The organism is bacterium (assembly GCA_024742285.1).
Lineage (GTDB): Bacteria > Myxococcota_A > UBA9160 > UBA9160 > UBA4427 > UBA4427.
Window position 1 is genome coordinate 113,535 of record JANSYR010000001.1, and the last position, 25,951, is coordinate 139,485.

The window sequence follows — 25,951 nt, forward strand, 5'->3', positions numbered from 1 at the left end:
AGGTCTCCTTCGCGCGGGGTCGCGCGCTGCTAGGTGTCGGACGTCCCCACCTGCTTGAACTCCACGAGAATCGCGCGATACGGACGGTCTCCGGTATTGCGCGCGTCCTCGTAAGAACCCGCTTCCAGGACGCCCGCCGTGCGGTCCTCGAGCTCGACGGAGAGCGGATCGCTTCCGTGGATCATCGGAAAGCCCTCGACCGGCATCACGTCGAGGGGTGCGCCTTCGACCGTCACCAGCGCGTAGGGCAAGGCGTGATGGTGCGGCCCCGTCGTCTGACCGGGCTCGATCAGCTGGTCCCAGATCCGGACGCGCTCGTCCTCGTAGAGGACCTTCGTCGCGATCGGGCCGAGCGTCGCTTCCGCAGGTTCGGATCCATCCGCCATGGTCCGATCGATCCTATCACAGCACTTCGGAGGTGGACCGACGATTGCGCCCTCCCGCGGATCGCGCGACTTCATCGTCCGGCGGGGCCGAAACCGTGAACGGTCGGTCTCGTTGACCGAACGGATCGTGAATGACAGCACTCGTTTCGGCGTGTCCCGACCGAGCCGACGAGACAGGTGCATTCTTCGGTCCACCTCGCAGGAGTTTCGGGGTGGAGGTCGCCCCCGTTCGTTCGGCTAACGTGGAAAGCCCGCTTCCAGGGAGGCCGCCCATGTCCCCGCTCGACCACAACGCCATCGTCTATCAGCCGAAGCCCCGCCCGGACTGGGCCCGTGAGTTCATCGACATCGGCCACCGCATCGACGCCCGCAGCGTCGTCCCCCTCGACGAAGCCTCCCTGCTCCGGGCCGCCTGCGAGAACACCGGCCTCGAGGATTTCGGCGACGACGATTGGGTCGAGCCCTTCCGGCTGCTCCTCTCGGATCTCGAGGAGACCGCGAACCTCCACTTCTTCGGTCGCGTGATGACGCGATCGGATCTCCTGATCCACCTCGAAGGACGGCTCCGGGTGGTCGACTGGCTGAAGCGACATCCGGAGGTCGAGCAGGAGGTGATCGAAGCCCCGGTCTTCATCGTGGGCCTCCCCCGCTCCGGAACCACGATCATGCAGGAGATCCTCGGTGCGGATCCGAACGCGCGCGCCGTCCGGATGTGGGAAGCGAAGTTTCCCGTCCCGCCGCCGGCTCCGAACGATCCCCCTCCCGATCCGCGAATCGCGCAGGCCCAGGACGTGGTCGGCCTGCAGGACCGGATCACGCCGGAGTGGGCGACGATGCACAAGGTGGGCGCCGAGCTGCCCGTCGAGTGCATCGAGTGGACCTACTCGTCCTTCGTGTCCTACGCGTTCTCGGCCTCGTTCTACGTCCCGAACTACACGAAGTACGTGGCGAGCAACGACCACCGCTCCGCCTTCGCCTGGCACAAGAAGATCCTGCAGCTCCTGCAGTCCACCGGCCGGCCCGGGCACTGGCTCCTCAAGGGCCCGACGCACCTCCCGGTTCTGCCCGCCCTCTTCGAGGCCTATCCCGACGCGAAGCTCGCGCTCATGCTGCGCGACCCGGTGAAGTCCGCCGCGTCGGTCGTCGACGTGTCCGGCGTGCTCTACTACATGCGGAGTGACGACACTTCCCTCGGCAAGGGCTTCGGCAAGTCGATCGACGGCAAGGAGACCTACCAGACCCTCCAGGACATGATCGAGTGGATGGAGGACGGCACGATCCCGAAGGACCGGGTCTTCCCGATCGACTACCTCGCGTTCTTCGCCGACCCGGACGCTGCGCTCGAGAAGCTCTACGGCGAGCTCGCGCTCCCGCTGCCGCCGGAATCGAAGCGGGCGATGGTCGACTACGTGGCGAACAAGCCCAAGGACAAGTTCGGCAAGCACGACTACGAGATGGGCGATCCCGAGACGATCGCCGCGGCCCGCGCGGCGTTCCGACCCTTCCAGGAATACTTCGGCGTCGCGAGCGAGGTCTAGGCGCCGTCGGCAGAGGCGGTCAGGCCGCCCTCACTGGGCTCTCGCCTTTTGGGCTCGGGTGGAGCCCCCGGTTGCCGAAGCGCGCCTGCAGGCCTTCCCAGTCCATCATGAGCTCGCCGCCCATCGCCTCGTGCTGCTTCTGCCAGTTGATCAGCAGGTCGAGGCAGGCGTGGTCGATGTAATCGAGGCCGTGCAGGTGGACGTGGAGCTTCATGTCGTTCGGAAGCTCCTCGAGCGTTCCGGCGAGCTTCGGGAGCGAGACGACGGTCGCGGAGCCGGAGAGCCACATGTCGTGGTGGGAGCCGTCCGGAGCCGCCTCGATCTTCACGTCGAGGTTCGCCATGTCGTAGAGGATCCGCGCGAGCGAGAGCGCGATGCCGGCGACGACGCCGGTCAGGAGATCCACGGCGACGATCCCGATCACGGTCGCGGCGTAGATCCCGACCTCCTGGCGGCCGAGCTTCGCGATGCCCTGGAGCGCCACGATGTTGACCAGCTTGTAGCCGGTGAAGACGAGGACCGCGGCGAGGACCGAGGTCGGGATCTCGCGCAGCACGAAGGGCATGCCCACGCAGAAGAGCAGGAGCCAGCCGCCGTGGAGGATCGCCGAAGCGCGGGTCTTGCCGCCGGCTTCGACGTTGGCGGAGCTTCGGACGATGACGCCGGTCATGGGCAGCGCGCCGAGCGCACCGCAGATCATGTTGCCGACGCCCTGTGCCGCGAGCTCCCTGTCGAACTTCGCGCGCGGGCCCGTGTGCATCTTGTCGACGGCGGTGGCGCAGAGCAGCGTCTCCGCGCTCGCGATGAACGCCATGGCGAAGCCGGAGCCGAGCACGCCCCAACCGAGCGCGGTCAGCGATTCGACCGGCGGGACCGCGATCGCGTCGAGCATGCTCTCCGGAACGTTCACGCGCAGCAGCTCGAGGTCCAGAAACGAAGCGACGAGCGTGGCGCCGATCACCGCGGCGAGCGGCGGCGGCACCGACTTCAGCTTGCCCGGCACGACGAACTTCCAGGACACCAGGATCGCGAGGGTGAACAGGCCGATCATCGCCGCGTGGAAGTGCACGGAGTCCTCGGTCGGCGTGTAGCCCTTGATGATCGCTTCCGGGATCGCGAGCAGGTTGGCGAGACCACTCCCGCGAGGCGCGTCGTCCACCATCACGTGGAACTGGCTCGCGAAGATGAGGATCCCGATTCCGGCGAGCATGCCGTGGATCACCGCGGGAGAGACGGCGCGGAACCAGCGACCGAAGCCGATCAGGCCCGCGACGATCTGCACGCCGCCGGCGACGAGGACGATCCAGCCGAGCGCGCCGTAGCCGTGGGTCTGGATCAGCTCCCAGACGATCACCGAGAGGCCGGCGGCGGGGCCGCTCACCTGAAGCGGGGCGCCGGCGATGAAGCCGACGACGAGTCCACCCACGATGCCCGTCACGAGACCGGCGGCGGGCGGCGCACCGGAGGCGATCGCGATGCCCATGCAGAGCGGAAGCGCCACCAGGAAGACGACCACCGAGGCGAGCAGATCGCTCCGGAGGATGGTTCGGAAGTCGATCGCGGAGGACTCGTTGGACATGGGCTCCCTCTCTTCTCTCTATCTCTTCGCTCGCGCTCGCGGGTCAGCGGCCGTGAGGGCGGTTCAGATCTTGGAGAAGTTCCCGTTCTCGTCGCAGGCGTAGACGTCGCCGCGCTCGAAGTCGTAGACCCAGCCGTGCAGCCGGAGCGTGCCCGCCTCCAGCCCCCTGGCGACGCTGGGATGGCCGCGGAGATGATCGAGCTGCTGGCAGACGTTGGCCGCGACGAGCTTCGTCAGGTCGTCGTCGAAGCCACTCACATGCTCCCGACGGTCGAGGCTTGCGGTCGAGGTCTCGATCCACGCCTTCACCGAGGGCAGACCGTCGGCTGAGCCGGGCTGACCGAGGGCCGCCATCGCACCGCAGTGGGTATGTCCGCAGACGACGATGTCCGGGATGCCGAGGGCCTCGATGCCGTACTCGATGGTCGCGGCTTCCGCGGAGGGGGCGGCACTGTGGGGCGCGACGAGGTTGCCGGCGTTCCGCACGACGAAGACCTCACCGGGATCGGTCTGGGTGACCATCGAGGGATCGATCCGGGAATCCGAGCAGGTCACCAGCAGGATCTTCGGCTGCTGTCCGCCGCCCAGCGCCTCGAACGCCTCGCGGCGGTCGGGAAAGACGCTCGTCCGAAAACGCTCGATGCCCTCGAGAATGGACTCCATACGACTCGACCTCTCCTTCGCTCGTTAGCGTCCGAGCGTTCCAGGAACCATCGTCCGGATTCTGGATTAGACAATATGAAAATTCACAAGATTCGATTCGCTAATCCCTAACCAAGAGTAGAATACACCGTAAGCATCTGATTTCTCGGACTTTTCTCTCTTTCGTAAGAGATTGACGAATTTTGCGAATTCAGATTAGATTATCGTGAACCGATCGATCAACCCTGCATGGCACTCGACTGGCTGAACTTCCACCACCTCCTCTACTTCCGGGCCGTCGCCCGCGAGGGGGGTGTCGTCCGTGCGGCGAAGCGTCTCAACGTGAGCCCGCCGACGGTCTCCTCCCAGCTGAAGCAGCTCGAGGAGCAGATGGGGGGCCAGCTCTTCGTCCGGACCGGACGCAGCCTGGTCCTGACCGACCTCGGCCACGTCGTCCTCCGCTACGCCGACGGCGTCTTCGAGCTGGGCGAGGAGCTGAAGACCGCCGTGCGGACCGGCGAGGACGCGCACGCCTCTCGCTTCACGGTCGGCCTCTCGATGTCGGTGCCGAAGCTGATCGCCCACCGACTCCTCGAACCGGCGCTCGAGAGCGAGGTCCCGATCGAGCTCGTCTGCATCGAGGGCGAGCCCGAGCAGCTGATCGCGAAGCTCGCCACCCACTCGATCGATCTCGTCCTCACCGACGCCCCACGCGGCGCCGACGTCGCCGTCCGGGCCTTCGATCACCTGCTCGGTGAGTGCGGCGTCACCTTCTTCGCGACGAAGGCGCTCGCAGCACGCTTCCAGCCTGGCTTCCCCATGAGCCTCGACGGCGCCCCGATGCTCTTTCCGACGCCGATCGCCGCGCTCCGCACCGCCCTCGAGCACTGGTTCCAGGATCTCGGAATCCGGCCACGCAGCGTCGCCGCCTTCGACGACTCGGCCCTCATGAAGGTCTTCGGCGCCACGGGCCTCGGCGTCTTCGCCGCCCCGAGCACGATCGAAGACGAGATCGTCGAGCAGTACGGTGTCGAGGTGATCGGACGGACGGACGACGTCCGCGAGCGCTTCTACGGCGTCTCCGTCGAGCGCCGCCTCCAGCATCCCGCGATCGTCGCGATCTCGGAGAATGCCCGCGGTCGCCTCTTCACCGCCCCCCCCGATGAGGAAGGTCAGAGCGCGGCGAGCTGATCGAAGGCGACCCGCCGAACGGTCGGCGCGGGATCGTGCGACGCCTCGAGGAAGCGCAGCGTCCAGACGCCGCGATCATGGCCTGCCGTATCGAGCCAGTTCGTTTCGGCGATCCCGGGATTCCGGTGGGCGATCAGGATCCGGACCGAGCCATCGGAGCGAAGACACGCCGTTCGGTCGTTCACGTGGATGTTCCAGTACCGGTAGTCGAAGGAAGCGCCCCAGTAGTCGCAGAGCGCGAGCCCCCAGTAGCGGCACGCCGGCGGCTCGAAGTCGACGACCAGCGCCTCGTCGGGACCGACCTCCCACCAGCCGCTCCGGTAGAACTGATCGGGAATCCCCAGCGTCGACGCAGCCTGCTCCCTGTCGCCCTCCTGGAAGACGTTCGGCTCGGGGACCCAGGCGTCGACGATGTCGAAGAAGGTCTTCGCACTCCCGCGCATGAAACGGATCGACCGACGGAAGGCGTTCACCACGAAGTCCGCGGAGAGCGGCGGCGGGGCGTCGTCGGCGAGGCACTCGATGTGGAGCACGGCCCGCTCCTCTTCCGACTTGCGCGTGAAGGTCTCCCGGACCATCAGGGTCGTCGCGTCTTCTTCGAGGGGAATCCAGTTTCCGGGCTTCTCTTCCTTCGAGAGGACGACCTCGAAGCGACCGTCGACCCCGACCTCGAGGTCCTCGATCTTCACGAAGGCGACCGTGCGTCGTCCACCGTCACGCCCGAGCGATCCGCCATAGACCGCGAAGCTCATGGTGTGCGCGTCTCCGATCCGCCCCCACACTCGATAATCGTGGTTGCCGTTGATGTAGGCGTTCGTGTGATGGTTGTCGGGATTGTCCCAGCCGCTCTTCTGGACCTCGCACAGGCTCGGGAAGAAGACCGGGAGCCTCGGGTCGCCGGCCTCCATGATGTGTTCGAGACCGAAGCGGACCATGCGCGCGAGGTAGCGGTGGCCTTCGGCCAGATCGAGCGGGCCCTTCGGCGCGAGCTCCCGGAAGAGGTCCTGCCCGCCGGCCTTGATGCCTTCGCAGTAGTCGGCCCAGGCGTCACCGGAGGCGAGGTACTCGTCGGGGTCGCGGCTCATGTCCATCGGGCGCTCCTCGTTCGCGAACGGAATCGATCGCGCGAGTCGATGATGACACCCGGGCGGAACCCATGCCCGATCCCGACCCGCTACCGTCGAGACTCGAACGGAGGATCCGCAGACCGATGGAATTCGTGATCAGCTACGACCTGCGCGCCCCGGCTTTCGGAACGCCCGCGCGCGAGATCTATGCCGCCACCCTCGACCAGTGCGAATGGGCGGACGCGCTCGGCTTCGACGCCGTCGGACTCGGCGAGCACCACGCCTCGGAGGACGGATATCTGCCGTCGCCGATTCCCATGGCCGGCGCGATCGGCGGCCGCACGAAGCGCATACTCGTCCGACCGAACGTCCTGCTCGCGCCGCTCTACGAGCCGGTGAAGCTCGCCGAGGATCTCGCCGTCCTCCAGTACATCTGCGACGGACGACTCGAAGTGGTGATCGGCGCCGGCTACGTCCCGTACGAGTTCCAGATGTTCGGCAAGCGGCGGGAGGATCGAAAGGCGCTCTACGTGAACGCCTTCGAAGTCCTCAAGAAGGCGTGGAGCGGCGAGACCTTCGACTACGAGGGGCGGAGCGTCACGGTCCGTCCGGTCCCGGACCCGCCGCCGCGTCTCCTGCTCGGCGGAACGCACAAGGCCGTCGCGAAGCGCGCCGCGAAGATCGCCGATGGCTTCTATCCGCCGGCGGGGGAGAACTGGGACGTCTATCGGGAGGCCTGCCTCGAGCTCGGCAAGCCCGACCCCGGGGCTTCCTTCAAGGCCCTCGGCCCCATCTACACCCACGTGACCGAAGACCCGGACGGCGACTGGGCGAAGATCGCCCCCCACGCGAAGCACGTCGTCGAGTCCTACGCGAAATGGACCGTCGAGGCCTATGGACGCGCCGCCGGCCCCTTCGCGGGGGGCGTCGACATCGACGACCTGAAGGCGAGCGGGAGCTACCTCTGCCTCCGACCGGAGGAGGCCGTCGAGATGATCGAAGGGCTCGGCCGCGACCGGACCTTCATCCTGACCCCGCTCCTCGGGGGCCTCGATCCGGAGCTGTCGTGGTCGGGTCTGCGTCTGTTCGAGGACCGGGTATGGCCCCACGTGAAACACCTGCAGGATGGAACGAATCGCGGCGATTGATCGGGATCTGAACCGAGGAGGACTCAGGATGTTCGACCTGACCGGCAAGGTCGCGCTCGTGACGGGCGCGGGCCAACACGTCGGCCGCGGGATCGCCGAAGCGCTCGCGGCCCAGGGAGCCGCCGTGGCTGTGAACGACATCGTGCCCGACCGCGCGGAAGAGGCCGCCGAGGCGATCCGGGCGACCGGTGCCCGGGCAATCGCCGCGCCGGCGGACGCCACGGATCGCACCGCCGTGGACGAGATGGTCGCGAGGGTGGCGGCGGAACTCGGCCCCGTCGACATCCTCGTGTCGAACGCGGGGAACTCCGGGGCCCGACCGGCCCGGCCCGCGAAGCTCGTCGACATGGATCCGAGCGACTGGAGCCAATACGTCGACATCAACTTCTACGCCGTGCTGAACGGAATCCACGCCGTGCTGCCAGGGATGATCGATCGCGGCGGGGGCCGGATCATCACGATCTCTTCCGACGCCGGCCGCCAGGGCATCAACATGGGCATGTCGATCTACAGCGGCGGCAAGGCCGGCGCCCTCGGCTTCCAGCGCTCGCTCGCGTGTGAAGTCGGCAAGCACCGGGTGACCGTCAACGCGGTCTCCCTCGGCATGATTCCCGGCGACTGGGACCCCGGGCCGCCGAAGGGGATCCCGATCGGACGCTACGGCCAGCCCTCTGACGTCGGCCCCGCGGTCGTCTATCTCGCTTCCGACGAAGCGAGCTGGGTCACCGGCCAGATCCTGTCGGTGAATGGCGGCGTCTACCGGAACGTCTGAACCGCAGCTGATCCCGAAACGGTTGAACGGGCGCGGCTCTCGCGCCCACGGAGAAATGCATGACCGATGCTCTCGTCCTCGCCCACGGAGAATCCCATGACTGATGCTCTCGTCCTCGCCCACGGCGCCTTCCACGGTCCCTGGTGCTGGCAACCGACGATCGAACGGGTCGAGGCGCGCGGCGTGCACTGCGTCGCGGTCGACCTCAACCGCGGGGGACTCGAAGCGGATCGCGACGCGCTCCAGGAGGCCGTCGACGCGCTCCGGGAGTCGGGCCATCGCGTCCACGCGATCGGGCACTCGCTCGGCTGCTGCTCCGTCGCGGCGCTCGATCCGTCGACCCTCGCGACAGCGATGCTTCTCGCCGGCCCCGTCGCGAACCACCCCGATCTCCCGCACGACCGGGAATTGATCACCGACGGCTTCATCGAGAACCTGAAGCCCCAGGACGACGGGCGCGCGATCCTGCCCCGCGACTTCGCCCGCGCCGCGTTCTACCACCGCTGCACGGAAGACGAGGCCGAAGCCGCCCTGGACCAGCTCCGCCCGACCTTCGTCTACGGAACACAGCCTGCCGATCCGCCCTTCTGGGAGCAGCTCCCGGTCACCTACATCGCCTGCTCCGACGACCGGGCGGTCCGCTTCGCCTACCAGGAGGCGGTCGCGAAGCGCCTCCCCCATTCGACGATCCTCGACTTCGATCACTCGCCGATGCTCGGCCACGCCGAGGCGCTCTCCCAGGCGATCTTCGAGGCCATCGCGCAGACGAGCGCGAGCTAGGCCCGAAACGCCGATCTGCTACACCTCCGCCGCGCCCGCCGCCGGAGGTGTCCCATGTCCACCCGTCCCGCCGCGCCCTCGTCGCTCTCGCCGCATCAACGCCATTTCGTTCGCCTGGCCCAATACAACACCTGGTTCAACGGTGAGCTCTTCGGACACGCGTCGAGCCTCGGCGAGACCGAACGCAAGCGCGATCGAGGCGCGTTCTTCGGCTCGATCCACGACACCCTCGACCACGTCCTGCTCTGCGACCGGAGCTGGCTCGGACGGGTGCGGAAGTCATCGCTCCGCTTCTCCTCCCTCGAGGACGCGGACCTCGTCGAGAACCTCACGGATCTGCGCGCGGGCGTGACCCAGGACTGGGACGAGCTGGTCGAGTTCCGCCGCGAGACCGATATCGTCCTCGAGCGCTTCGTCGACAAACTCACGCCCGATCTGCTCGCCTCCGATCTGGAGTACCGAAACAGCAAGGGCATTCCGTTCGCGCAGCCCCTCTGGCACGTCGTCGCCCACGTCTTCAACCACGGCACCCACCACCGCGGCCAGGTCACGACCCTCCTCATGCAGGCGGGCGTCGATCCGGGCCCGACCGACTTCCTGATCACCGCCATGATGCCCTTCCCCGGCGCCGACTGAGCGGGAATCCGCACCTTGAGGGAGCCACCACGAGCCGACTACCCTCGCTCCTCCACGACGCGAACGAAGCGGGAGGGAAGGCGATGGGAAGCCTCGAAGGAAAGGTGGCCTGGGTAAGCGGCGGCAGCGGCGGAATCGGCTCTGCGACACTGCGCCGGTTCGTCCAGGAAGGCGCGGCGGTCGTCTGCTCCGACATCAACGACGAAGGCGGCGAGAAGCTCGTGGCCGAGCTGCAGAGTTCCGGCGGACGCGCGATCTACTCCCGCTGCGACGTGGCGAACCTGGACGAGGTGAAGGCCAGCGTCGACCTCGCCGTCTCCGAGTTCGGTCGGATCGACGTGCTCTTCAACAACGCCGCGACGAGCACGGGCGGCTACGTGGCCGATCTCGATCCCGAAGGCTGGGACCACAGCCTCCGGGTCATGCTCACGGCGGCGATGTACGGCATGAAGGCCGCGATTCCGCACATGATCCGGCAGGGGGGCGGTTCGATCGTCTCGACGAGCTCGATCTACGGCCTCGTCTCGAACGCCGGCAACGCGCCCTACTCGACCGCGAAGGCGGGCCTCATCAACCTGACGCGAACCGCCGCGCTGGAATACGGCCGCAAGGGGATCCGCGCGAACTGCATCTGTCCGGGAGCGGTCGAGACGCCGATGCTCGACGCGGTCGTCGGGATCGGCCTCAAGAGCCGCGAGGCGATCGCGGACATGCATGCCCTCGGCCGCACGATCCAGCCGGAAGAGGTCGCGAACCTCGTGCTCTTCCTGGCGAGCGACGAGTCCTCGGCCATCACCGGCCAGGCGATCCCGGTCGATGGCGGCCTGCTGGCCGGCTGTGACCTCACCGGCATCCCGCCCCTCCAGTAGGAGACCCGCAGACCATGCCCGAATCGAACACGCTTCCCGAGTCCATGCGCGCCTGGCGCGTCCACGAGTGGGGCGACAACCCGAGCGAGGCTCTCCAGCTCGACACCGTCCCGCTCCCGGAGCCGCAGCCGGGCGAGGTCATGGTGCGCGTCGAGGGCCTTGCCCTGAACCTGAACGACCTGGAGCGGATCAACGGCGAGAACATGATGGTCCGGCCGGAGCTCCCCTGTACGCCCGGCATGGAAGTGATGGGAACGATCGCCGCGTGCGGCGAAGGCGTTCCGGAAGACCAGCTCGGACGACGCGTCGTCGCGACCACCCGTCAGGCGACGGGCGGCTTCGCCGAGTACGCCTGCGGTCCCGCGACCGCGGCCTTCGACATGCCGGAGGACATCGCTTTCCCCGATGCGGCCGCGCTCTATTTCCCCTTCCACCTCGCCTGGCTCGGACTCGTCGACCGGGCGGAGCTCGCGGCCGGGGAGAGCGTGCTGATCCACGCAGCCGCCGGCGGCGCCGGCTCCGCCGCGGTCCAGCTCGCCAAGAGCCTGGGCGCGACGGTCTTCGCGACCTGCGGCGGACCGGAGAAGGTGAAGCTCGTCGAAGGGCTCGGTGCGGACGTGGTCATCGACTACGAGAGCGAGGACTTCAAGTCGATCGTCCTCGAGAAGACCGCGAACCGCGGCGTCGACGTCGTGTTCGACGGCGTCGGGGAAGCCGTGATGGACGCGTCGATGGCCTGCACGGCGTACAACGGCCGATACCTCATGATGGGCTTCGCGTCGGACAAGAAGTACGTCGACGAGAAGTTCATCGTCCCGCGTAAGGTCTCCGCCGGAAACTTCCGACTCTGCGGCGTGCTGCTCTCCTACGCGAACCCGGTCATGGCGGGCGTCATGAAGCAGGCGACGGGCTGGAACTTCGCACCGGACTCCCTGGGTGCTGCGATCACCGCGGGTGTGGTCGAGAAGGTTCGTTCGGGCGACGTCAAGCCGGTGATCGGCGAGGTCGTCGAGTTCGAAGGCTTGCCCGACGCGATGACGCGGATGCGGGATCGCGGGACGACGGGCCGCGTGGTCGTTCGCGTCGGCTGAGCGCGGATCCTCGACGGTCTTCGAGGACCTGCCGGTCGCGCCGTCGATCCTGATTTCCCGGGCGGCGCGAGCGGCGGCTAACGCCAGCGGAACTCGCTGAAGCCGCCGCTGATCGCGCCGGCGAACTCGTAGAAGGTCGGCGTGTGTTCGATCATCTTCTTCGTGACCGCGGGATCGCCGAAGTACCGCGTGTCGTCGACGAAGACCTCGAGCGAAGGGAAGCGCTCGATCACGATCCCGAGGTAGCGCGGCGCGTCGGGCGTGAGCGGCCGGGTGATCGCGTTCCGGATGTAGGAGTCGCGCTCCGGATGGAGATCGAAGGAGATCTCGGAGTGGACCGCCCACTCCCGGTAGAAGTCGTCGAGGGCGACGGCCTCGGGCTTGTCGTTGATCGTCCACTGCGAGACGCCGGGAACGCGCGCTCCCCCATCGAGATCGTGGGGACACGGATCCATCGTCGACTCGGTCACGAGATAGCCCCAGAGCGTCTCGCCGTGCTTCGCGAGCGCCTCTTCGATCTCACTGCGCCGATCGACGGTCGGCAGCCAGCACTCGAAGATCGCCGCCACCCGACCGAACTCCCCCATCAGTCGCGCCGGACATCGGTCCGCGATCGCGTCGAACTCGTCCGGCAGCAGGAGCGCCATCCGCTCGCCGCCGACGCCGCGCGCCGCAGGAACGACGTCCGCCGCGAGTCGGTCGAATCGTCCTTCGATTGCGTCCGTGGCCCCGACCAGGACGTAGATCAACTTCTCCATGCTTCCTCCCCTCGGCTTCGATCGGATCCCGCGACCTGCGGAATCGTCCGCCGCTCACGGAAACGAGGCCCGTCACCCCTGTGTGTACCGTCTGGTTCACGCAACTCACGAGCAAGTTCGCGTGACGAATCCGATCCGCCCACGCGGCGCGCGATCCGACGACCCTGTTCATGCGGCCGTTGACCAAAAGTCACGGGCGGTCCGATTCTGTCGCTTGACTCCCGCAACGAATAATGGCGAATTGGACTGGGTGGGTGCAGTGATGAGGCCGACCCCTGGGCTGACCTCACGAGGATCGCTGCACCCGCCCCTTTCGGGACCAGAAGCGCGCCGCGTCGCCGGATCCTCTACCGAGCGAGCGCTTCGAGCTTGCTCCGGGAGGCACGCAGGTCCGCCTCCAGCAGGCCGATCTCGCTGTAGTTGCCGAGTCCTTCCCTCGCCCCGACGAGCAGGCGCTCGACCGCTTCGATTCGCGTCTCGAGCACGCACCGGCTCTCGTTCCCCGCGGCGACGTCGAGCAGACGGATCGCCTCGAGCGGCTTGTCCTTCTTCAGGTAGCGCCGCGCGCGGTCGGCGATCTGGTTCGGCCCCCCGGCCATGTCGACGAGGTCCTCGTGCACCGCGGTCGGTGGCACGTGATAGAGGTTCGCGATCGTGTCGTAGTAGTACCAGCCGGCCACGAGCTCCCAGGCGGCACGCACCGACCACGAGACCTTGCCGTGTCCCTGCGAAAGCTCGAGCTCCGGCGGGAGCTGGATGTCGCGCATCAGCTCCCACACGGTCTTCCCACCGTTCATCCCCTTCCGAACCTCGTCCCACATGTACTGCACGGCGTCGCGCATCTTCGTCACGCTGGCCTGGATGTAGGCCTCACCCTCGGCGTTCCGGAAGTGTGAGTGGGCGATCGTCCGGGGCTTCAACTCGAGCACCCGGTCGAGCGCATCGATGTAGTCGAGGGGGTCCCGCACCTTCTCACCGCGCACCGTGTAGAGGTTCGGGAACATCGGATAGAGCGTCCCGAAGAGATCCCCCGTGAAGAGGATGCGCGACTCCGGCAGCCAGACGAGAATGCCGTCCTCGCCTTCGCCGCCGTTCTCCGGCGCGATCACGACGAATTTCACGCCGCCGAGCTCGAACGCGTAGTCGTACCCCGGGAAGACCGGACGGGTGGGCTCCATGTTCCAGTAGGGTCGCGGCTTCTCGGGACCGAGATCGACCCGGTTCGGATAGAGCACGTGATACCGCGTCTTGAAATAGGGCAGGAAGTCGTCCTGGAGGCGCGACATGTAGCCGTAGCGATGGTGGGCGACGAACTCGATCTCGCCTGCGTCGATCCGGTCCTCGAACCGCGGCAACCCTCCGGAGTGGTCGCCGTGGGCGTGCGTCACGATCACCTTCCGGATCGGCCCGGACGCATGCTCCGCGACGAGGCGCATCTGCTCCTCGTTCTGGGGAAGCGACGTGCCGGTGTCGACGAGGACGGCGCCTTCGCTCGTGTTGATCAGAAAGAAGGCGCCCTCTCCCTCGATCCGGTAGACGAAGTCGTTCATCGGCACGGCCGCAGCACCCATCCGCTGCAGATCGTCGACCCGCACGTCGACGTCCTTCTCGACCTCCTGGGCCGGGAGCGCCGGCACGATCAGGAAGAAGCTCATCAGGCTGAGCACGAGCGATCGAATCCTCATCGGGTCCTCCAGGCGGCGGTTCGAAATCTGCCGGAAGGGGCAGCGTAGCGCCCGCCGAGGCGCCTATGCTCGGGCGTCTGCGCGTCCTGGTTCGGCGAAGCGAACCGCGGAGGCTTCGTGCGAACCCAGGATCGGCTCACCAGCTCGACGCTCTTCGGCTACGGCATCGCCGTCACGCCGGTCATGTACAGCTACGTACTGATCCTGATCATGTACATGAAGTACGCGGCGGTCGAGCTCGGCGCGTCCACCGCTGCGGTCGGCACGGTCTTCCTCCTCGCGAAGGTCTGGGACGCCGTCACGGACCCCGCCGTCGGCAATCTGAGCGACCGGACCCGTCATCGCCTGGGAAGGCGAAGGCCCTGGATCATGGCGAGCGCGCCGCTGCTCGCCGTCTTCAGCGTGATGGCCTGGTCCCCGCCGAGTTCCCTGGACGGCGCCGCGCTGATCGCGTGGATCACCGTCGCGGTCTTCGGTTTCTACACCGCGTACACCGCTTTCGAGGTGCCGCATCTATCGCTGGGGGCGGAGCTCTCGCTCGATGGCGCCGAGCGCAATCGCCTCTTCGCCGTGCGTCAGTTCCTGAAGACCCTCGGACCGCTCTCGGCGGGACTCGCCGGGACGGCGATCGTCGCGATGGGCGCGGGACCGACGCGCTCGATGTCGTTGGTCGTCGCGGGCATCACCCTCGTGATGATTCTCGGGGGCGTGCGTCTCCTTCCTCCGGAGCGAGCCGAGTTCCAGGGCCGGGGCGGCGAGAACCCGTTCCGTGCCGTCGGCGACGTCCTCTCGAACCGGCACGCCCGTCTGCTCCTGCTCGTCGTGTTCATCGACGCGATCGGGACGGGCGGCATCGGCGTGCTGACACCCTTCGTGGTCGACTACGTCGTCGGCCGGGAGGACCTCATCCCGATCCTGCTCGGCGTCAACATGCTCGCGACCCTCGCTGCGATTCCGCTCTGGCTCTGGCTCGGACGGCATTTCGAGAAGCGCCGACTGATGATGGTCTCGATGTTCGGCAGCGCGCTCGGCTACGGCCTGATCACGCTGGTCGGCCCCGGCAACTGGCAGATCATCGCCATCTCGGGCCTGATCGCGGGCACCGCGTCGAGCTGCCCCAACGTCCTGGGCTACACGCTGAAATCCGAGATCGTCGACTGCGACCAGCACGCCACCGGAGAACGCAAGGAAGGCGCTTACTTCGCGGGCTGGAGCTTCGCCAACAAGCTCGCCGCGGGCATCATGATCGGTGTCGTCGGTTGGGCCCTCGAGTGGTCGGGCTTCGACGGAGACGCGGAGACCCAGAGCGAGCTCGTGAACACGACCATGATCGTCCTCATGGGCGGCTTCCCACTGGTCTGTTACCTGCTCGGCGCGCTGCTCTTCAGTCGCTTCAACCTGACCGAGGCCGAGCACGCGAGGATCCGGGGCGAGCTCGATGCACGACTCCGGGACGACGCGACCCGCGCCTGATTGCCCTATTCTCCTCGGCTCCTGACAACCTTCCGGAGCCCCCCCGATGACCGCGCCCACCGATCTCCCCGAGAACCCGAACCACCCCGGAACCTGGGCCGCGCGCACGCCGGACAAGCCCGCCGTGATCATGGCTTCGAGCGGCGAGTCGATGTCCTACGCGGAGCTCGAGGACAAGGCGAACCGCCTCGCCCAGCTCTTCCGCGCCGCGGGTCTCCAGCCCGGTGACCACATGGCCTTCTGCATGGAGAACCGCCTCGAGTACCTCGCGGTCCTCTGGGGCGCCCACTACGCGGGCCTCTACTACACCGCGATCAGCTCCCGCCTCACGACCGACGAGCTCGGGTACATCCTCGAGGACAGCGGCAGCCAGGCCTTCATCTCGAGCCCCTACAAGGCCGAATCGATCGCCGGGCTCGGTGACGTGCTCGACAAGATTCCGACGAAGCTCGCGATCGGTGGCGAGATCGAGGGCTTCGAGGACTTCGAGGCGGCGATCGCGAAGTACGACCCGACGCCGCTGCCGGATCGGATGGAAGCGCAGCCCATGCTCTACTCGTCCGGCACGACGGGTCGTCCGAAGGGCGTGAAGCCCGCCTTCTCGGGAGCGCCGCTCGGCGCGACGGACGGCTTCGCGATGATGATCCAGGCGCTCTTCGGGGCGACCTCGGATTCGGTCTACCTCTCGCCGGCGCCGCTCTACCACGCAGCCCCCCTCCGCTACTGCGCGACCTTCCAGCGCTTCGGCGCGACGATCGTCGTGATGGAGCGCTTCGACGCGGAAGGAGCGCTGGCCGCGATCCAGAAGTACGAGGTCACCCACAGCCAGTGGGTGCCGACCATGTTCGTCCGAATGCTGAAGCTCGAAGACGAGGTGCGCAACCAGTACGACGTGAGCAGCCTGACTTTCGCGATCCACGCGGCGGCGCCCTGCCCGGTCGCGGTCAAGGAGAAGATGCTCGACTGGTGGGGACCGGTGATCCACGAGTACTACGCGGGAACCGAAGGCAACGGCATGTGTTACGCCTCGCCCCAGGACTGGCTCGCCCACAAGGGAACCGTCGGCAAGGCCCTGACCGGCGAGGTCCACATCGTCGACGAGAACGGCAACGAGGTCCCGGTCGGCGAAGAAGGCGGGGTCTACTTCGGCGCCGGCAACATGCAGCAGTTCGAGTACCACAACGCCCCGGAGAAGACGAAGGACGCCTTCCTCGCGAACGGCTGGTCGACCCTCGGCGACATCGGCAAGCTCGACGAGGACGGCTTCCTCTACCTGACCGATCGCAAGGCCAACATGATCATCAGCGGCGGCGTCAACATCTATCCGCAGGAGACGGAGAACGTCCTCACGATCCACCCGAAGGTCGCCGACGTCGCGGTCTTCGGCGTACCGAACGCCGACTTCGGCGAAGAGGTGAAGGCCGTCGTCCAGCTCGTCGACCCGTCACAGGCCAGCGAGGCGCTCGCGCTCGACCTGATCGCCTACTGCAAGGAGCACCTCGCCGACGTGAAGTGCCCCCGCTCGGTCGACTTCCGCGAAGAGCTTCCGCGGCATCCCACGGGCAAGCTCTACAAGCGTCTGCTCAAGGATGAGTATTGGGCGGGCCACGAAACTCGATTGCTCTGAAGTCGGCCGCCGCTAGCGGCGGATCTTCGCGAGCTTCTCGCTGCGGCCTGCTCGCCGTACGGGAGTACGGCTGCGCGGGCCTTCGCTCCGAGGCTCGCGAATCTCCACCCCTATCGACGCCCTCAGGCGGTTGGGGTTTGGTGGGCGTTCGGCGCGTTGCTGTTCGCTAGGCCGTCGGGCTTCGGCGGAAGGCGTAGGCGACTACGGCGCTGCAGGGGACGACGAGGACGCCGTAGAGCAGGGGGGCGACGAGGACTTCGGGGGCCTGATCGGCGGGGAAGCTCAGGGTGACGACGGCGAGGGCGAGGGGGGCGTTCTGGATGCCCGTCTCGAGGCAGACGGCGCGGCGCTGGGGCGTGTCCAGGGAGAGCAGACGGGCGCCGATCCAGCCGAGGCCGAAGCCGAGAGGGCCGAGGAGCGTCGCGGCGAGGTAGACCTCGGGCGGGATGCTCAGCAGGATGTCGGCGTCGCGGATCACGCCGCCGAGGATCACGAGGGCGAGCACGCCCCAGCCGCAGAGGCCCCCGAAGCGTTCCGCCCGGGAAGCCCAGAGCACGCTCCGAGACCGGAGCCAGACACCGAGGGCGACGGGTACGATCACGGCGACGAGCGTCGTCACGATGCTGGTGTACGGGATCTCGAGGTCGGGGCGCGTGAAGGGCCGCGTCCAGATGGAGAGCACGAGCGGGATCGCAACGACGCCGACGACCGTCGACGTCACGGTCATCGAGATCGACAGAGCGAGATCGGCGCGCGCGAACCAGGTGAAGAAGTTCGAGCTCGTTCCTCCCGTCGAGCACCCCATGATCACGAGCCCGATCGCGACCGCGTCGGGGAGCTCGAGGGCCCGTGCGATCACGAAGGCCGCGAAGGGCATCCACAGGAACTGGCTCACCAGTCCGATCAGGAGCGGCCTCGGGGCCGCGACGACCGTCGCGAATCGTTCGCGTGACAGCGTCGCGCCCATCCCGAACATCAGGAGGAGCAGGAAAGCGGCGACGAGGGTCGACTGGAGCGCGGAGAGCGTCACGGCGCGAAGCTGGAGCGACCCCTGATCCCCCAGTGGGGCGCGCCGTGGGCACCGGCCTCCAGGGTGAGGACGTAGAGGGAGTCGAAGCGCTTGATGACGCTGCCGTCGGCACGGAGTCGGACGAAGGTGGTCGCGACGTGAACCTTCTGGTCGTCGGCCTGCACGATGTCGCGGCGGGTCCATTCGCTTCGGACCCAGTCGGGCTCGAGGACGGCGCGGACGGCTTCGAGGCGATCCGCCTCGGGCAGTGCGAGCACGGGCAGCGCTTCTTCGGGGGTCGCCCAGACGACGATCCGTCCGCTCGCGTGGCGATAGTGCGGAAAGTGGTAGGTCGACACGTGGCGTTCGAGGTCGAGCGCGTTCAGCCCGTCCATGTAGCGGTCGAGCACCGCCATGATCGCCGCGTCGCGCTCCGCGTCCGGGGCCGCGAGCGGCGGACCGGACGAGGACACGCAGGCCGCCAGGAGACCGGTCGCCCAGAGTCCGAGCGCCAGGCGAACCCGTCGTCGATACATGAAATGGCCCTCCGTCGTAGCCGATCGCGCTTCTCGCGCGACGGACGTCCGTCTCCGGGCCGCTTCGGGTCCGACCCGGCGTTGACGCCCGACTTCCCCATCGTACCGTCGATGCGGTTCCGAATCCTGCGCCCCACCCCATGCACGGAGACTCCGATGTCCGAACCCTCTCGCGCCCAGAAGGCCTGGAACGAATTCGCCGACGCGCTGAAGCGCATCGGCGACAAGATCGTCGCACCGACCGGTGCCCGAGGCGAACGCGAACGCGCCGAGGGCTACCGCTATCTGCTTCGTCTCATCTCCGCTGCCCACGACCTCGAGATGGAGTCCGACCGTCGATTCCCGGAGCTCAAGCGGATGATGACGCCGATCCGGAAGTTCAAAGGGGATGGAACGGACACGCTCTACCGCGAGGCGAAGCTCGACGAGAACCTCGTCTACAAGTACGCCATCCGACGCGGCGACGACCTGTTCTTCTCGGCGACCGTCTACGCCTACGACGAGGAGGACACCTACTACATCGTCGATCACCTGATCGACGACGATCTCGTTTGGGACAACGTCTTCGGGCAGCAGATCGCCGAGGTCTACCTGTCCGAGAAGCGCCCGGACGGTGCCCGGAACTGGATCGAGCTCAAGGGTCGGAACCCGATCCTCTTCACGCGAGAGTACTTCGACACCTTCGTGGACGCGGTCGATCGCGGGGAGAAGCGATCGGCGGCGATGACCCTCGAGTGCCTCTCCGAGACCGCCCCCCTCGCCCACTACGACGAAGAGCAGCTGGAGAGCGGGCTCCGCCGGGTCGTCGACTTCGTCGAGGATGCGACGGACGTTTCCCTGGGCCTGTCGATCTTCATCGGCTTGAATCGGATCGAGTACGAGGGAACGAGCGAACGCAGCGGGAGCATGACCCGGATCGAGGAGGGCGAGCTCGTCCTGGACGAAGCGTCGTCGGACGAGTACACGCCGGAAGAGCTCGCGGCCATGATCGACCCGAAGCTCGTCCGCAACAATCTGCCCGGGCCGGGGATCCAGTACATCGGCGGCACGTTCAAGATCGCCGCGGACGAAGTGATCCTGGTCGAGGGGAAGGACGTCCCGTGCCGCTATTGGAACCTGCAGATCCTGACCCGCTATCTCGAGAGCGGCGATTTCCGGCACTACAAGGTCGGCATCCAGGGCAGCGACGTCGTGTCGAACGCCGACGGCAGCTTCAGGATCTACGCCGCGCCCGAAGACCCGGGGACCCTCAACTGGATCACCACACAAGGCAACAAGAACGGCCAGATCCTGATCCGTACCCTGCTCGCCGACCCCCTCATGGAGGCGACCTTCAAGGTCATCAAGGCCTCCGACATCCCCGCGGCGGACCGACGTCCCGCGTAGCGCCCTCGCCGCCGGCGAAGACGCGAACCCGAAAATAGGGAAGGGTGATCTCTTCGGACATCTCCTCGAAGAACACTTCGAGCGGCGTGCCGATCGCGACGTCCTCCGGCTCGACGCCGATCAGGTTCGAGAGCATGTGGTAGCCCTCTTCGAGCTCGACGATCACGACCGTGTAGGGCGTCTCGAAGACCGGCTGCTGGGGGCGATAGACCGTGGAGAAGCTGTAGAGCGAGCCGCGCCCGGTCGACTCGACCCACTCGAGGTTCTCGCCCATGCACTCGCCACAGCAGGGCTGCGGAATGAAGGTATAGGCGTCGCAGTCCTGGCATCGCTGGACCGTGAGGCGTCCTTTCTTGCAGGCGTCCCAGTACGGCTGCGAGATGGGCGTCGGACGCGGGAGGGGGATCTGTTTCCCGGCGCTCATACGGGCTCCTTTCCGAGGGCCATGACGTCGCAGAAGAGCGCGCCGGAACCGCCGTTCGTCGCCAGCGCGACCTTCGGTTCGTGCAGTCGGAGTTCGGGGGTGATCTGTCCGCGCAGCTGCTGGACCGCCGCGATCGGCTTCTGGAGGAGCTGCGCCACGCCCGCGTGGGAGTAGGACATGATCCCGCCGTTGGTCGCGACGGGGAGGTCCCCGTCGATGCGGATCCGTCCCTCGAGCACGAAGTCGGCGCCCTCCCCTTCCTTGCAGAACCCGAAGGCTTCGAGCTGGCGGATGATCTCGAAGGAGAAGGGGTCGTAGAACTCGGCGAAGTCGACGTCCTTGTGGGACAAACCGCTCTGCTCGAAGGTCATCTCCATCGCGCGGCGCCCGACCCAGCCGTAGCGCTCCCAGACCGGCGCGGTCACGTAGGACATGCCCTGGCGATCCATCCCGCCGCCCAGGACGTAGATCGGTTCGCAGTCGAGATCCTTCGCGCGCTCGGCGGTCGTGAGCACCATCGCCGCACCGCCCTCGGAGGCGATGCAGCAATCGAGGAGATGGAAGGGGTCCGCGACCATCCGCGAGGCTTCCACCTCCGCCGGCGAACACTCGCGACCGAAGAAGACCGCGTCGGGGTTCAGCGCGCCGTTGCTCCGGATCGAAGCGGCGACCTCGGAGAGCGCGGCCCGGGGTGTGCCGTAGATGTGCATGTGCCGCTGGGCCATCAGCGCGAACTCCGCGGCCGTGTAGAGGCCCCAGCACTCGACGAACTCGTTCTCGGGTCGCGTCCACGAGACGGTCGACTCACGGTCGGTGTACTCGCCGCACTGCGCCGTCGCGATCACGATCGTCTCGGCCTGCCCGGTCTGGATCGCGGCGGCGGCTTCGAGCACGCCCTCGACGCCCGGGGACGCCGTCCCCGTCCAGGCCGGTCGACCTCCGAACCACTGCGCCGTGGTGCGCGAAGCGATTCGCGTGACCCAGCTCGAGATGTTCACGCCATCGACGTCGCCCGGGGTGAGGCCCGCGTCGGCGAGTGCGCCGCGGATCGCATCGAGGACGAGGCCCTGCTCCGTCCAGTTCGGCAGCTGCTTCGCCTGGACCGTGTTGTATGCGCCGACGATCGCGACGCCATCGAAGGGATTCCTCATGCGATCGATGTTGCCACAAAGCACCCGTCCGGACGTCCCCATCCAAGCCGTCGGAATCGAAGAGGAAAACGAGACGCCGGCCGCCTGGGTGTCCGACGGAGCGCCGTCGCTTCGCTTCGCTGCAGACGCGCTATTCGGCTTCGGGCTTGCGGTACAGGTGGAAGAAGCGGTCGGTTCGTCCGCGGAGCTCGGGGTCGAAGGCGCTCCGCGAGAGATCGTCGGCTGGATTGCGGAGGTGCGGGGACACGTCCTCCAGGACGAAGCCGGCGGCGGTGACTTCCTTCTCGACGACGCGTGGCGCGATCCGGTGGAGCGATTCGACCACCGACGTCCCGGCCGCGGCCTCCGCCCGGTGATCGATCACGACGAAGGTCCCCCCCGGTCGCAGCGCTTCGAAGATCCGCCGATTCATCTCGACCCGGTCCAGCGCCATCCAGACCGTGTCGTGATAGAAGAGCGCGAGGAAGATCGAGTCGAAGCGCTGCGAGCCGAGATCGAGTTCGTCGAGCTCCTGCACCACTTCCTCGACCCCCTCCAGGCCCCCCGTCGCTCGCCGTTCCGCGATCCGTTCGCCGTAGCGTTCTGCGACGAGCGCGCTGTTCTGGGAGACGACGTGGCCTTCCGGGCCGACCGCCGCAGCGAGGACCTCGCTCCACCAACCGTCGCCCGCCATGAGGTCCGCGACCCGATCGCCCGACTCGATCCCGGAGAGCGCAATCGCGGTCAGGGGCTCACGCAGTCCATCCTTCTCCGGATCGGCGCCGACGCGCGCCTGGACACGTTCCGCCATTGCGTCCACCGGCCGCGCCCAGGGGCGGCTCAGCAGCAAGCCCCCGCTCGCACGCAGCGCCTTGCGATCCCCGGGAAGCAGACGATCCGCGAGCCCGTAGAGCGGCGCGACCCCCGACGTGAGCGCGGTCCCGAGGCTGCTCAGGATCGTGCCGTCCGCGAGCACGACGGTGATCCCGGTCGAATCGTCCGGGAGCTCGAGGAAGTCGCCGATTCCCCGGCCCGTCGCCCCATCGATCTCCACGAGCGCGGACTCGACCGGCCAGGGAATCGTCCGACCGAAGAGCTTCGTCTCGTAGCCGTAGACGACGGGGACGACGACGTTTCCGCCGACCACCGTCGGATTTCCGTTCCCGATCGCCTGCGGCTCGCCGAGCCAGAAGCTCTTCGGGAGCCTGGCCTTCGCGAGGTGGGCGAGCTCGCTCTCCCACCGGACGGTTCCGTCCTCGCGCATCGCGATCAGCGCCGGCCCGAAGGCCTGCAGCGCGTAGACGTCTCCGTTCCCCCCGACCGCCGCCGCCGCGGAGGTCGCTTTCGTGTCGACCTGCCAGACGATCGATCCCGCGCGCGCATCGATCCCGTAGAAGACGCCGTTCTCGTCGGAGACGTAGACGCGATCCCTGGCCGGCGAGAGCGTCGGGCTCGAGCCGCTCCCGGGGCCCATGTCCGTGACGAAGGCCGTGCGGATGACGACCCGGCGCGCTTCGCCCTGCCCCTGCGTCTCGAGGTCCAGCGCGTGGAGGGCCCCGAGCCCCTCGGTCGTGGAGGTCGCGGCGACGAAGATGCGTCCCGTCTCGACGTCCACCGCCGGCGTGTTCGCCGACGGCATCGCCCCGCCCGCCAACAGCTGCCAGGCCCACTCGCGGATCGCCTCCGCCACCAGCCCTCCTTCGAAGATCGAAGGCGGGCGCGGCATGACCCCGGACTCCGGCGGGACGTGGCCGGGAAGGCGGAGGTCATCGTTCAGGCGACGTCCGGTCGCGCGATCGAAGACGACGACGTCCCCGAAGTTCGTGACGCCGAAGACGTCGCCGTCCCGCGTGAACACCGCCGTCGTCAACGCATTGACCGGGAGCGCCTCGGACACGATCCAGTCCCCGTCCCGGGTCGGCGGGAGATCGACGGTCCACTTCGATCGGCCGTCCGCGTGGAAGGCGAAGAGCTGGTTGCAGTCGCCGATGTAGACGTCGCCGGCCGCGTCGACGATCGGGCTCGAGAGGATCGCGCAGGGATCGACGCCAGCGGCCGGATCGGTCCAGGCCGGGGCACGCCAGAGCGGAGTCCCTTCGCGGTCGAAGGCGTGGAGGTTCGAGGCGCCCTCGCCCTGACCGGTCGTGACGAAGAAAGTCTCGCCATCCGGCGTGAAAGTCGGCGCCGTCAGTATGGCGGCTCCCTCCAGCAGGTGGCGATCGGTCCGAGCGATCCGGAGCGGCGCCGACGGCACGAACTTCCGGTTCGCCGGACTCCGGTGGAGCGTCGACCAGCCGCCCTCGGCGTAGACGCCGCCGATCGGCGAGGCGTCCGCGTCGACCGGTGCTTCTTCCGGCGCGATGAAGGTCGCGCTCGCCACGAGCGGCGCCAGGACGCCCCCCGCGACGAAGGCCACCGCCTGCCGAACCGAATGCCATCTCGTCACGCGTCCCCTCCTCGTCCCGCGTGCCTACGCGGGTCGCGAGCATAGACGAAGGGATCAGCAGACGACGCGCGACGTCGGCTCGCCGATCTGTCTCGCGAGTTCGAAGAGGCGATGGGCCTCGCGATCGGTCCCCGCGGCGGGCGGATCCGCTCAGTCCGCGTCGCGATGCCGGGCGAGGAATCCGGGCCACCCCTTCTCCGCCGCGCGCATCATCGCCGGGTAGACGATCGCGTGGCGGAACGGCCCGATCGCCGCCATGTACAACCGACCGAATACGCCCCGCGGCTTGACGTAGACCGCCATCTGCGGGGACCAACCGCCCTCGACTTCCACGCGACCCAGGTGCATCAGGGCGTGGACCGTCGCGTTCCGGATCTCGCCGAGGCTCTCGTTCTCGTTCCGATAGATCGCGTCGAAGCCGATGTCGCCGTCGATCCGCAGATCCGCCATCGGGTCCGCCGCGTCCCGGTCCGCCGCCGGGAGCCGGGCCCGAAGGGACTCGCGTTGCGGCGTATCCTCGTCGGGCCTGCTCTCTTCGCGATCCCAGCCGAAGCGCTCCCCGAGCCATCCGCGCAGGCGGAAGAGGCGGGCCGCCGGCCCGTTTCCAGAGACGAGGGCTCGCTGGGACTCGACCATGAACTCGAGGAAAGTCGCGAAGGCGACGTCCTTCGGCGCGACGATCGGGTAGCGCCAGACGTCGAGCAGCTCGAAGTCCGGCGCGAGGGCGTGCACGCGATAGGGCTGGGCGAGGTGGTCGTCGTTCGGTCGTCGCATGGCGGGACGACTCCTTCGGGCGCTCTCCGAAGGTAGGGAAGGCTTGCGCGGCGCCAGTGCAGCGAATCGGGGCGTCCGGGACGGGACTTGCGCCGGACCGTCGATCGACGACGATCGAGCCGAGGCCCGGAACGAGGAGGAGATCCGACATGCTGCGAGGTGCGATCATCGGCTTCGACGGCAGCCGGGACCCCGGATTCGTCCGGGACGCGGGTGCGCTGATCGAAGAGCTCGGCTTCGACTCGCTCTGGGTCCCGGAGCATGTCCTCTTCTTCCCGGAGTACGAAGCGAAATATCCCTACTCGGACGACGGTCGGTTGCGTGGCGATCCGAAGGGCGTGCTGGATCCCTTCGCGGCCCTCACCTTCCTCGCCGCCACCACCTCCCGCATCCGCCTCGCAACCGGCATCTGCATCGTCCCCCAGCGTCACCCCGTCTACCTCGCCAAGGCCGTCGCCGATCTCGATCGTCTCTCCGGCGGCCGCTTCGACTTCGGTGTCGGCGTCGGCTGGCAACGCGAAGAGTACGAAGCCCTCGGTTTCCCCTTCGAAGAGCGCGGACGACGCATGGACGAATCGCTCGAGGCGATGAAGGTGCTCTGGACCGACGAGGTGTTGACCTTCGAAGGCGAGTTCCATTCCTTCCGCGGCGCCTGGGCGCATCCGAAGCCCGTGCAGACGCCCTATCCGCCGATCCTCGTCGGCGGCGAGAGCCCCGCAGCCCTCCGCCGCGTCGCCACCCACGCCGACGGTTGGTTCGGCTTCGACCTCACCCCGACCCGCTGCGCCGAGCATCTCGAGCACCTGTCCGAACGTCTCTCGCGCGTCGGTGCATCCCTCGCAGACCGGCGGATCATCGCGTCACCCTCGAAGGACGCGAAGAGCGCCGCCGCGGTCGCCGAGTTCGCGAAGCTCGGCGTCGAGCAGATCGTCGTACCGGTCGTCGGTCGCGATCTCGACGGGCTGCGCGCCCACGGCGAGCGCATCCTCGACTGGCTCGGCTGA

The 25,951-nt window shown here is 67.7% G+C and carries 24 protein-coding genes; 12 read left to right on the forward strand and 12 right to left on the reverse strand.

Annotation, left to right across the window (positions count from 1 at the left end; all coding sequences use genetic code 11):
* Positions 1–29: 29 nt before the first annotated feature.
* Positions 30–386, reverse strand: a complete 357-nt coding sequence (locus NXI30_00510; protein MCR9092672.1) for a hypothetical protein — start codon at positions 384–386, stop codon at positions 30–32.
* Positions 387–658: 272 nt separating this feature from the next.
* Between NXI30_00510 and NXI30_00515 the strand changes: the two genes are divergently transcribed.
* On the forward strand, positions 659–1,924 hold the full coding sequence (locus tag NXI30_00515) for a sulfotransferase (protein MCR9092673.1): 1,266 nt from the start codon (positions 659–661) through the stop codon (positions 1,922–1,924).
* Positions 1,925–1,943: 19 nt separating this feature from the next.
* On the opposite strand, the gene NXI30_00520 is transcribed toward NXI30_00515, so the two are convergent.
* Positions 1,944–3,503 carry a SulP family inorganic anion transporter gene (locus tag NXI30_00520; protein MCR9092674.1) on the reverse strand — a complete coding sequence of 520 codons (1,560 nt, stop codon included), beginning with the start codon at positions 3,501–3,503 and terminating at the stop codon, positions 1,944–1,946.
* 63 nt (positions 3,504–3,566) lie between these two features.
* Positions 3,567–4,166, reverse strand: a complete 600-nt coding sequence (locus NXI30_00525) for a carbonic anhydrase (protein MCR9092675.1) — start codon at positions 4,164–4,166, stop codon at positions 3,567–3,569.
* 228 nt (positions 4,167–4,394) lie between these two features.
* Here NXI30_00525 and nhaR point away from each other — a divergent pair, with 228 nt between their 5' ends.
* Positions 4,395–5,336: a transcriptional activator NhaR gene (nhaR, locus tag NXI30_00530; protein ID MCR9092676.1), complete on the forward strand. Its 942-nt coding sequence runs from the start codon at positions 4,395–4,397 to the stop codon at positions 5,334–5,336.
* Here nhaR and NXI30_00535 read toward each other — a convergent pair.
* Positions 5,318–6,421 carry a DUF1214 domain-containing protein gene (locus tag NXI30_00535; GenBank protein MCR9092677.1) on the reverse strand — a complete coding sequence of 368 codons (1,104 nt, stop codon included), beginning with the start codon at positions 6,419–6,421 and terminating at the stop codon, positions 5,318–5,320. The two genes, nhaR and NXI30_00535, sit on opposite strands and share 19 nt — an antisense overlap.
* A gap of 125 nt (positions 6,422–6,546) precedes the next feature.
* Here NXI30_00535 and NXI30_00540 point away from each other — a divergent pair, with 125 nt between their 5' ends.
* The 6 genes from NXI30_00540 (at position 6,547) to NXI30_00565 (ending at position 11,699) form a co-directional block, all read left to right on the forward strand.
* Entirely contained in the window at positions 6,547–7,551 is a 1,005-nt protein-coding gene (locus NXI30_00540) for an LLM class flavin-dependent oxidoreductase (protein MCR9092678.1), read from the forward strand.
* 28 nt (positions 7,552–7,579) lie between these two features.
* Positions 7,580–8,323, forward strand: coding sequence for an SDR family oxidoreductase (locus NXI30_00545; protein ID MCR9092679.1), 744 nt, complete (start codon positions 7,580–7,582; stop codon positions 8,321–8,323).
* 96 nt (positions 8,324–8,419) lie between these two features.
* Positions 8,420–9,103 carry an alpha/beta hydrolase gene (locus tag NXI30_00550; protein ID MCR9092680.1) on the forward strand — a complete coding sequence of 228 codons (684 nt, stop codon included), beginning with the start codon at positions 8,420–8,422 and terminating at the stop codon, positions 9,101–9,103.
* Between the two features lie 54 nt (positions 9,104–9,157).
* The gene (locus tag NXI30_00555; protein MCR9092681.1) at positions 9,158–9,739 is read left to right on the forward strand and encodes a DinB family protein; all 582 of its coding nucleotides are present in this window, start codon (positions 9,158–9,160) and stop codon (positions 9,737–9,739) included.
* 83 nt (positions 9,740–9,822) lie between these two features.
* Positions 9,823–10,608, forward strand: a complete 786-nt coding sequence (locus NXI30_00560; protein MCR9092682.1) for an SDR family oxidoreductase — start codon at positions 9,823–9,825, stop codon at positions 10,606–10,608.
* A 14-nt stretch (positions 10,609–10,622) separates the two neighbouring features.
* Entirely contained in the window at positions 10,623–11,699 is a 1,077-nt protein-coding gene (locus NXI30_00565; GenBank protein MCR9092683.1) for a zinc-binding dehydrogenase, read from the forward strand.
* Positions 11,700–11,776: 77 nt separating this feature from the next.
* Here NXI30_00565 and NXI30_00570 read toward each other — a convergent pair whose 3' ends face one another.
* Together NXI30_00570 and NXI30_00575 are read right to left on the reverse strand one after the other, a co-directional pair.
* Positions 11,777–12,457: a hypothetical protein gene (locus tag NXI30_00570; protein ID MCR9092684.1), complete on the reverse strand. Its 681-nt coding sequence runs from the start codon at positions 12,455–12,457 to the stop codon at positions 11,777–11,779.
* Positions 12,458–12,804: 347 nt separating this feature from the next.
* Positions 12,805–14,142, reverse strand: coding sequence for an MBL fold metallo-hydrolase (locus NXI30_00575; GenBank protein ID MCR9092685.1), 1,338 nt, complete (start codon positions 14,140–14,142; stop codon positions 12,805–12,807).
* Positions 14,143–14,259: 117 nt separating this feature from the next.
* On the opposite strand from NXI30_00575, the gene NXI30_00580 reads away from it, so the two are divergent.
* Both NXI30_00580 and NXI30_00585 read left to right on the forward strand, forming a co-directional pair.
* Positions 14,260–15,615 carry an MFS transporter gene (locus NXI30_00580; GenBank protein ID MCR9092686.1) on the forward strand — a complete coding sequence of 452 codons (1,356 nt, stop codon included), beginning with the start codon at positions 14,260–14,262 and terminating at the stop codon, positions 15,613–15,615.
* Between the two features lie 46 nt (positions 15,616–15,661).
* A complete protein-coding gene (locus tag NXI30_00585) occupies positions 15,662–17,242 on the forward strand; it encodes an acyl-CoA synthetase (GenBank protein ID MCR9092687.1) in 1,581 nt (526 codons plus the stop codon).
* Positions 17,243–17,408: 166 nt separating this feature from the next.
* Here NXI30_00585 and NXI30_00590 read toward each other — a convergent pair whose 3' ends face one another.
* Positions 17,409–18,272, reverse strand: a complete 864-nt coding sequence (locus tag NXI30_00590; GenBank protein MCR9092688.1) for a bile acid:sodium symporter — start codon at positions 18,270–18,272, stop codon at positions 17,409–17,411.
* The gene (locus NXI30_00595; protein ID MCR9092689.1) at positions 18,269–18,787 is read right to left on the reverse strand and encodes a hypothetical protein; all 519 of its coding nucleotides are present in this window, start codon (positions 18,785–18,787) and stop codon (positions 18,269–18,271) included. The genes NXI30_00590 and NXI30_00595 overlap by 4 nt, the downstream gene beginning before the upstream one ends.
* Before the next feature lie 156 nt (positions 18,788–18,943).
* Between NXI30_00595 and NXI30_00600 the strand changes: the two genes are divergently transcribed.
* Positions 18,944–20,173: a DUF1214 domain-containing protein gene (locus tag NXI30_00600; protein ID MCR9092690.1), complete on the forward strand. Its 1,230-nt coding sequence runs from the start codon at positions 18,944–18,946 to the stop codon at positions 20,171–20,173.
* Here NXI30_00600 and NXI30_00605 read toward each other — a convergent pair.
* The 4 genes from NXI30_00605 to NXI30_00620 form a co-directional block, all read right to left on the reverse strand.
* Positions 20,130–20,597, reverse strand: coding sequence for an OB-fold domain-containing protein (locus NXI30_00605; protein MCR9092691.1), 468 nt, complete (start codon positions 20,595–20,597; stop codon positions 20,130–20,132). The two genes, NXI30_00600 and NXI30_00605, sit on opposite strands and share 44 nt — an antisense overlap.
* Complete coding sequence (locus NXI30_00610) at positions 20,594–21,748, reverse strand: thiolase family protein (protein MCR9092692.1); 1,155 nt, start codon at positions 21,746–21,748, stop codon at positions 20,594–20,596. Before NXI30_00610 ends, NXI30_00605 begins: the two co-directional genes overlap by 4 nt.
* A gap of 130 nt (positions 21,749–21,878) precedes the next feature.
* Positions 21,879–24,173: a PQQ-binding-like beta-propeller repeat protein gene (locus NXI30_00615; GenBank protein ID MCR9092693.1), complete on the reverse strand. Its 2,295-nt coding sequence runs from the start codon at positions 24,171–24,173 to the stop codon at positions 21,879–21,881.
* Between the two features lie 150 nt (positions 24,174–24,323).
* Complete coding sequence (locus NXI30_00620) at positions 24,324–24,947, reverse strand: DUF2867 domain-containing protein (protein MCR9092694.1); 624 nt, start codon at positions 24,945–24,947, stop codon at positions 24,324–24,326.
* Positions 24,948–25,096: 149 nt separating this feature from the next.
* On the opposite strand from NXI30_00620, the gene NXI30_00625 reads away from it, so the two are divergent.
* On the forward strand, positions 25,097–25,951 hold the full coding sequence (locus NXI30_00625; protein ID MCR9092695.1) for an LLM class F420-dependent oxidoreductase: 855 nt from the start codon (positions 25,097–25,099) through the stop codon (positions 25,949–25,951).

Coding starts and splice junctions, on each gene's coding strand:
- NXI30_00575 (MCR9092685.1), bottom strand. CDS start 14,142: ATGAGGATTCGATCGCTCGTGCTCAGCCTGATGAGCTTCTTCCTGATC.
- NXI30_00555 (MCR9092681.1), top strand. CDS start 9,158: ATGTCCACCCGTCCCGCCGCGCCCTCGTCGCTCTCGCCGCATCAACGC.
- NXI30_00620 (MCR9092694.1), bottom strand. CDS start 24,947: ATGCGACGACCGAACGACGACCACCTCGCCCAGCCCTATCGCGTGCAC.
- NXI30_00570 (MCR9092684.1), bottom strand. CDS start 12,457: ATGGAGAAGTTGATCTACGTCCTGGTCGGGGCCACGGACGCAATCGAA.
- NXI30_00565 (MCR9092683.1), top strand. CDS start 10,623: ATGCCCGAATCGAACACGCTTCCCGAGTCCATGCGCGCCTGGCGCGTC.
- NXI30_00610 (MCR9092692.1), bottom strand. CDS start 21,748: ATGAGGAATCCCTTCGATGGCGTCGCGATCGTCGGCGCATACAACACG.
- NXI30_00550 (MCR9092680.1), top strand. CDS start 8,420: ATGACTGATGCTCTCGTCCTCGCCCACGGCGCCTTCCACGGTCCCTGG.
- NXI30_00595 (MCR9092689.1), bottom strand. CDS start 18,787: ATGTATCGACGACGGGTTCGCCTGGCGCTCGGACTCTGGGCGACCGGT.
- NXI30_00525 (MCR9092675.1), bottom strand. CDS start 4,166: ATGGAGTCCATTCTCGAGGGCATCGAGCGTTTTCGGACGAGCGTCTTT.
- NXI30_00605 (MCR9092691.1), bottom strand. CDS start 20,597: ATGAGCGCCGGGAAACAGATCCCCCTCCCGCGTCCGACGCCCATCTCG.
- NXI30_00515 (MCR9092673.1), top strand. CDS start 659: ATGTCCCCGCTCGACCACAACGCCATCGTCTATCAGCCGAAGCCCCGC.
- NXI30_00535 (MCR9092677.1), bottom strand. CDS start 6,421: ATGAGCCGCGACCCCGACGAGTACCTCGCCTCCGGTGACGCCTGGGCC.
- NXI30_00625 (MCR9092695.1), top strand. CDS start 25,097: ATGCTGCGAGGTGCGATCATCGGCTTCGACGGCAGCCGGGACCCCGGA.
- NXI30_00600 (MCR9092690.1), top strand. CDS start 18,944: ATGTCCGAACCCTCTCGCGCCCAGAAGGCCTGGAACGAATTCGCCGAC.
- NXI30_00585 (MCR9092687.1), top strand. CDS start 15,662: ATGACCGCGCCCACCGATCTCCCCGAGAACCCGAACCACCCCGGAACC.
- NXI30_00510 (MCR9092672.1), bottom strand. CDS start 386: ATGGCGGATGGATCCGAACCTGCGGAAGCGACGCTCGGCCCGATCGCG.
- NXI30_00540 (MCR9092678.1), top strand. CDS start 6,547: ATGGAATTCGTGATCAGCTACGACCTGCGCGCCCCGGCTTTCGGAACG.
- NXI30_00560 (MCR9092682.1), top strand. CDS start 9,823: ATGGGAAGCCTCGAAGGAAAGGTGGCCTGGGTAAGCGGCGGCAGCGGC.
- NXI30_00545 (MCR9092679.1), top strand. CDS start 7,580: ATGTTCGACCTGACCGGCAAGGTCGCGCTCGTGACGGGCGCGGGCCAA.
- NXI30_00520 (MCR9092674.1), bottom strand. CDS start 3,503: ATGTCCAACGAGTCCTCCGCGATCGACTTCCGAACCATCCTCCGGAGC.
- nhaR (MCR9092676.1), top strand. CDS start 4,395: ATGGCACTCGACTGGCTGAACTTCCACCACCTCCTCTACTTCCGGGCC.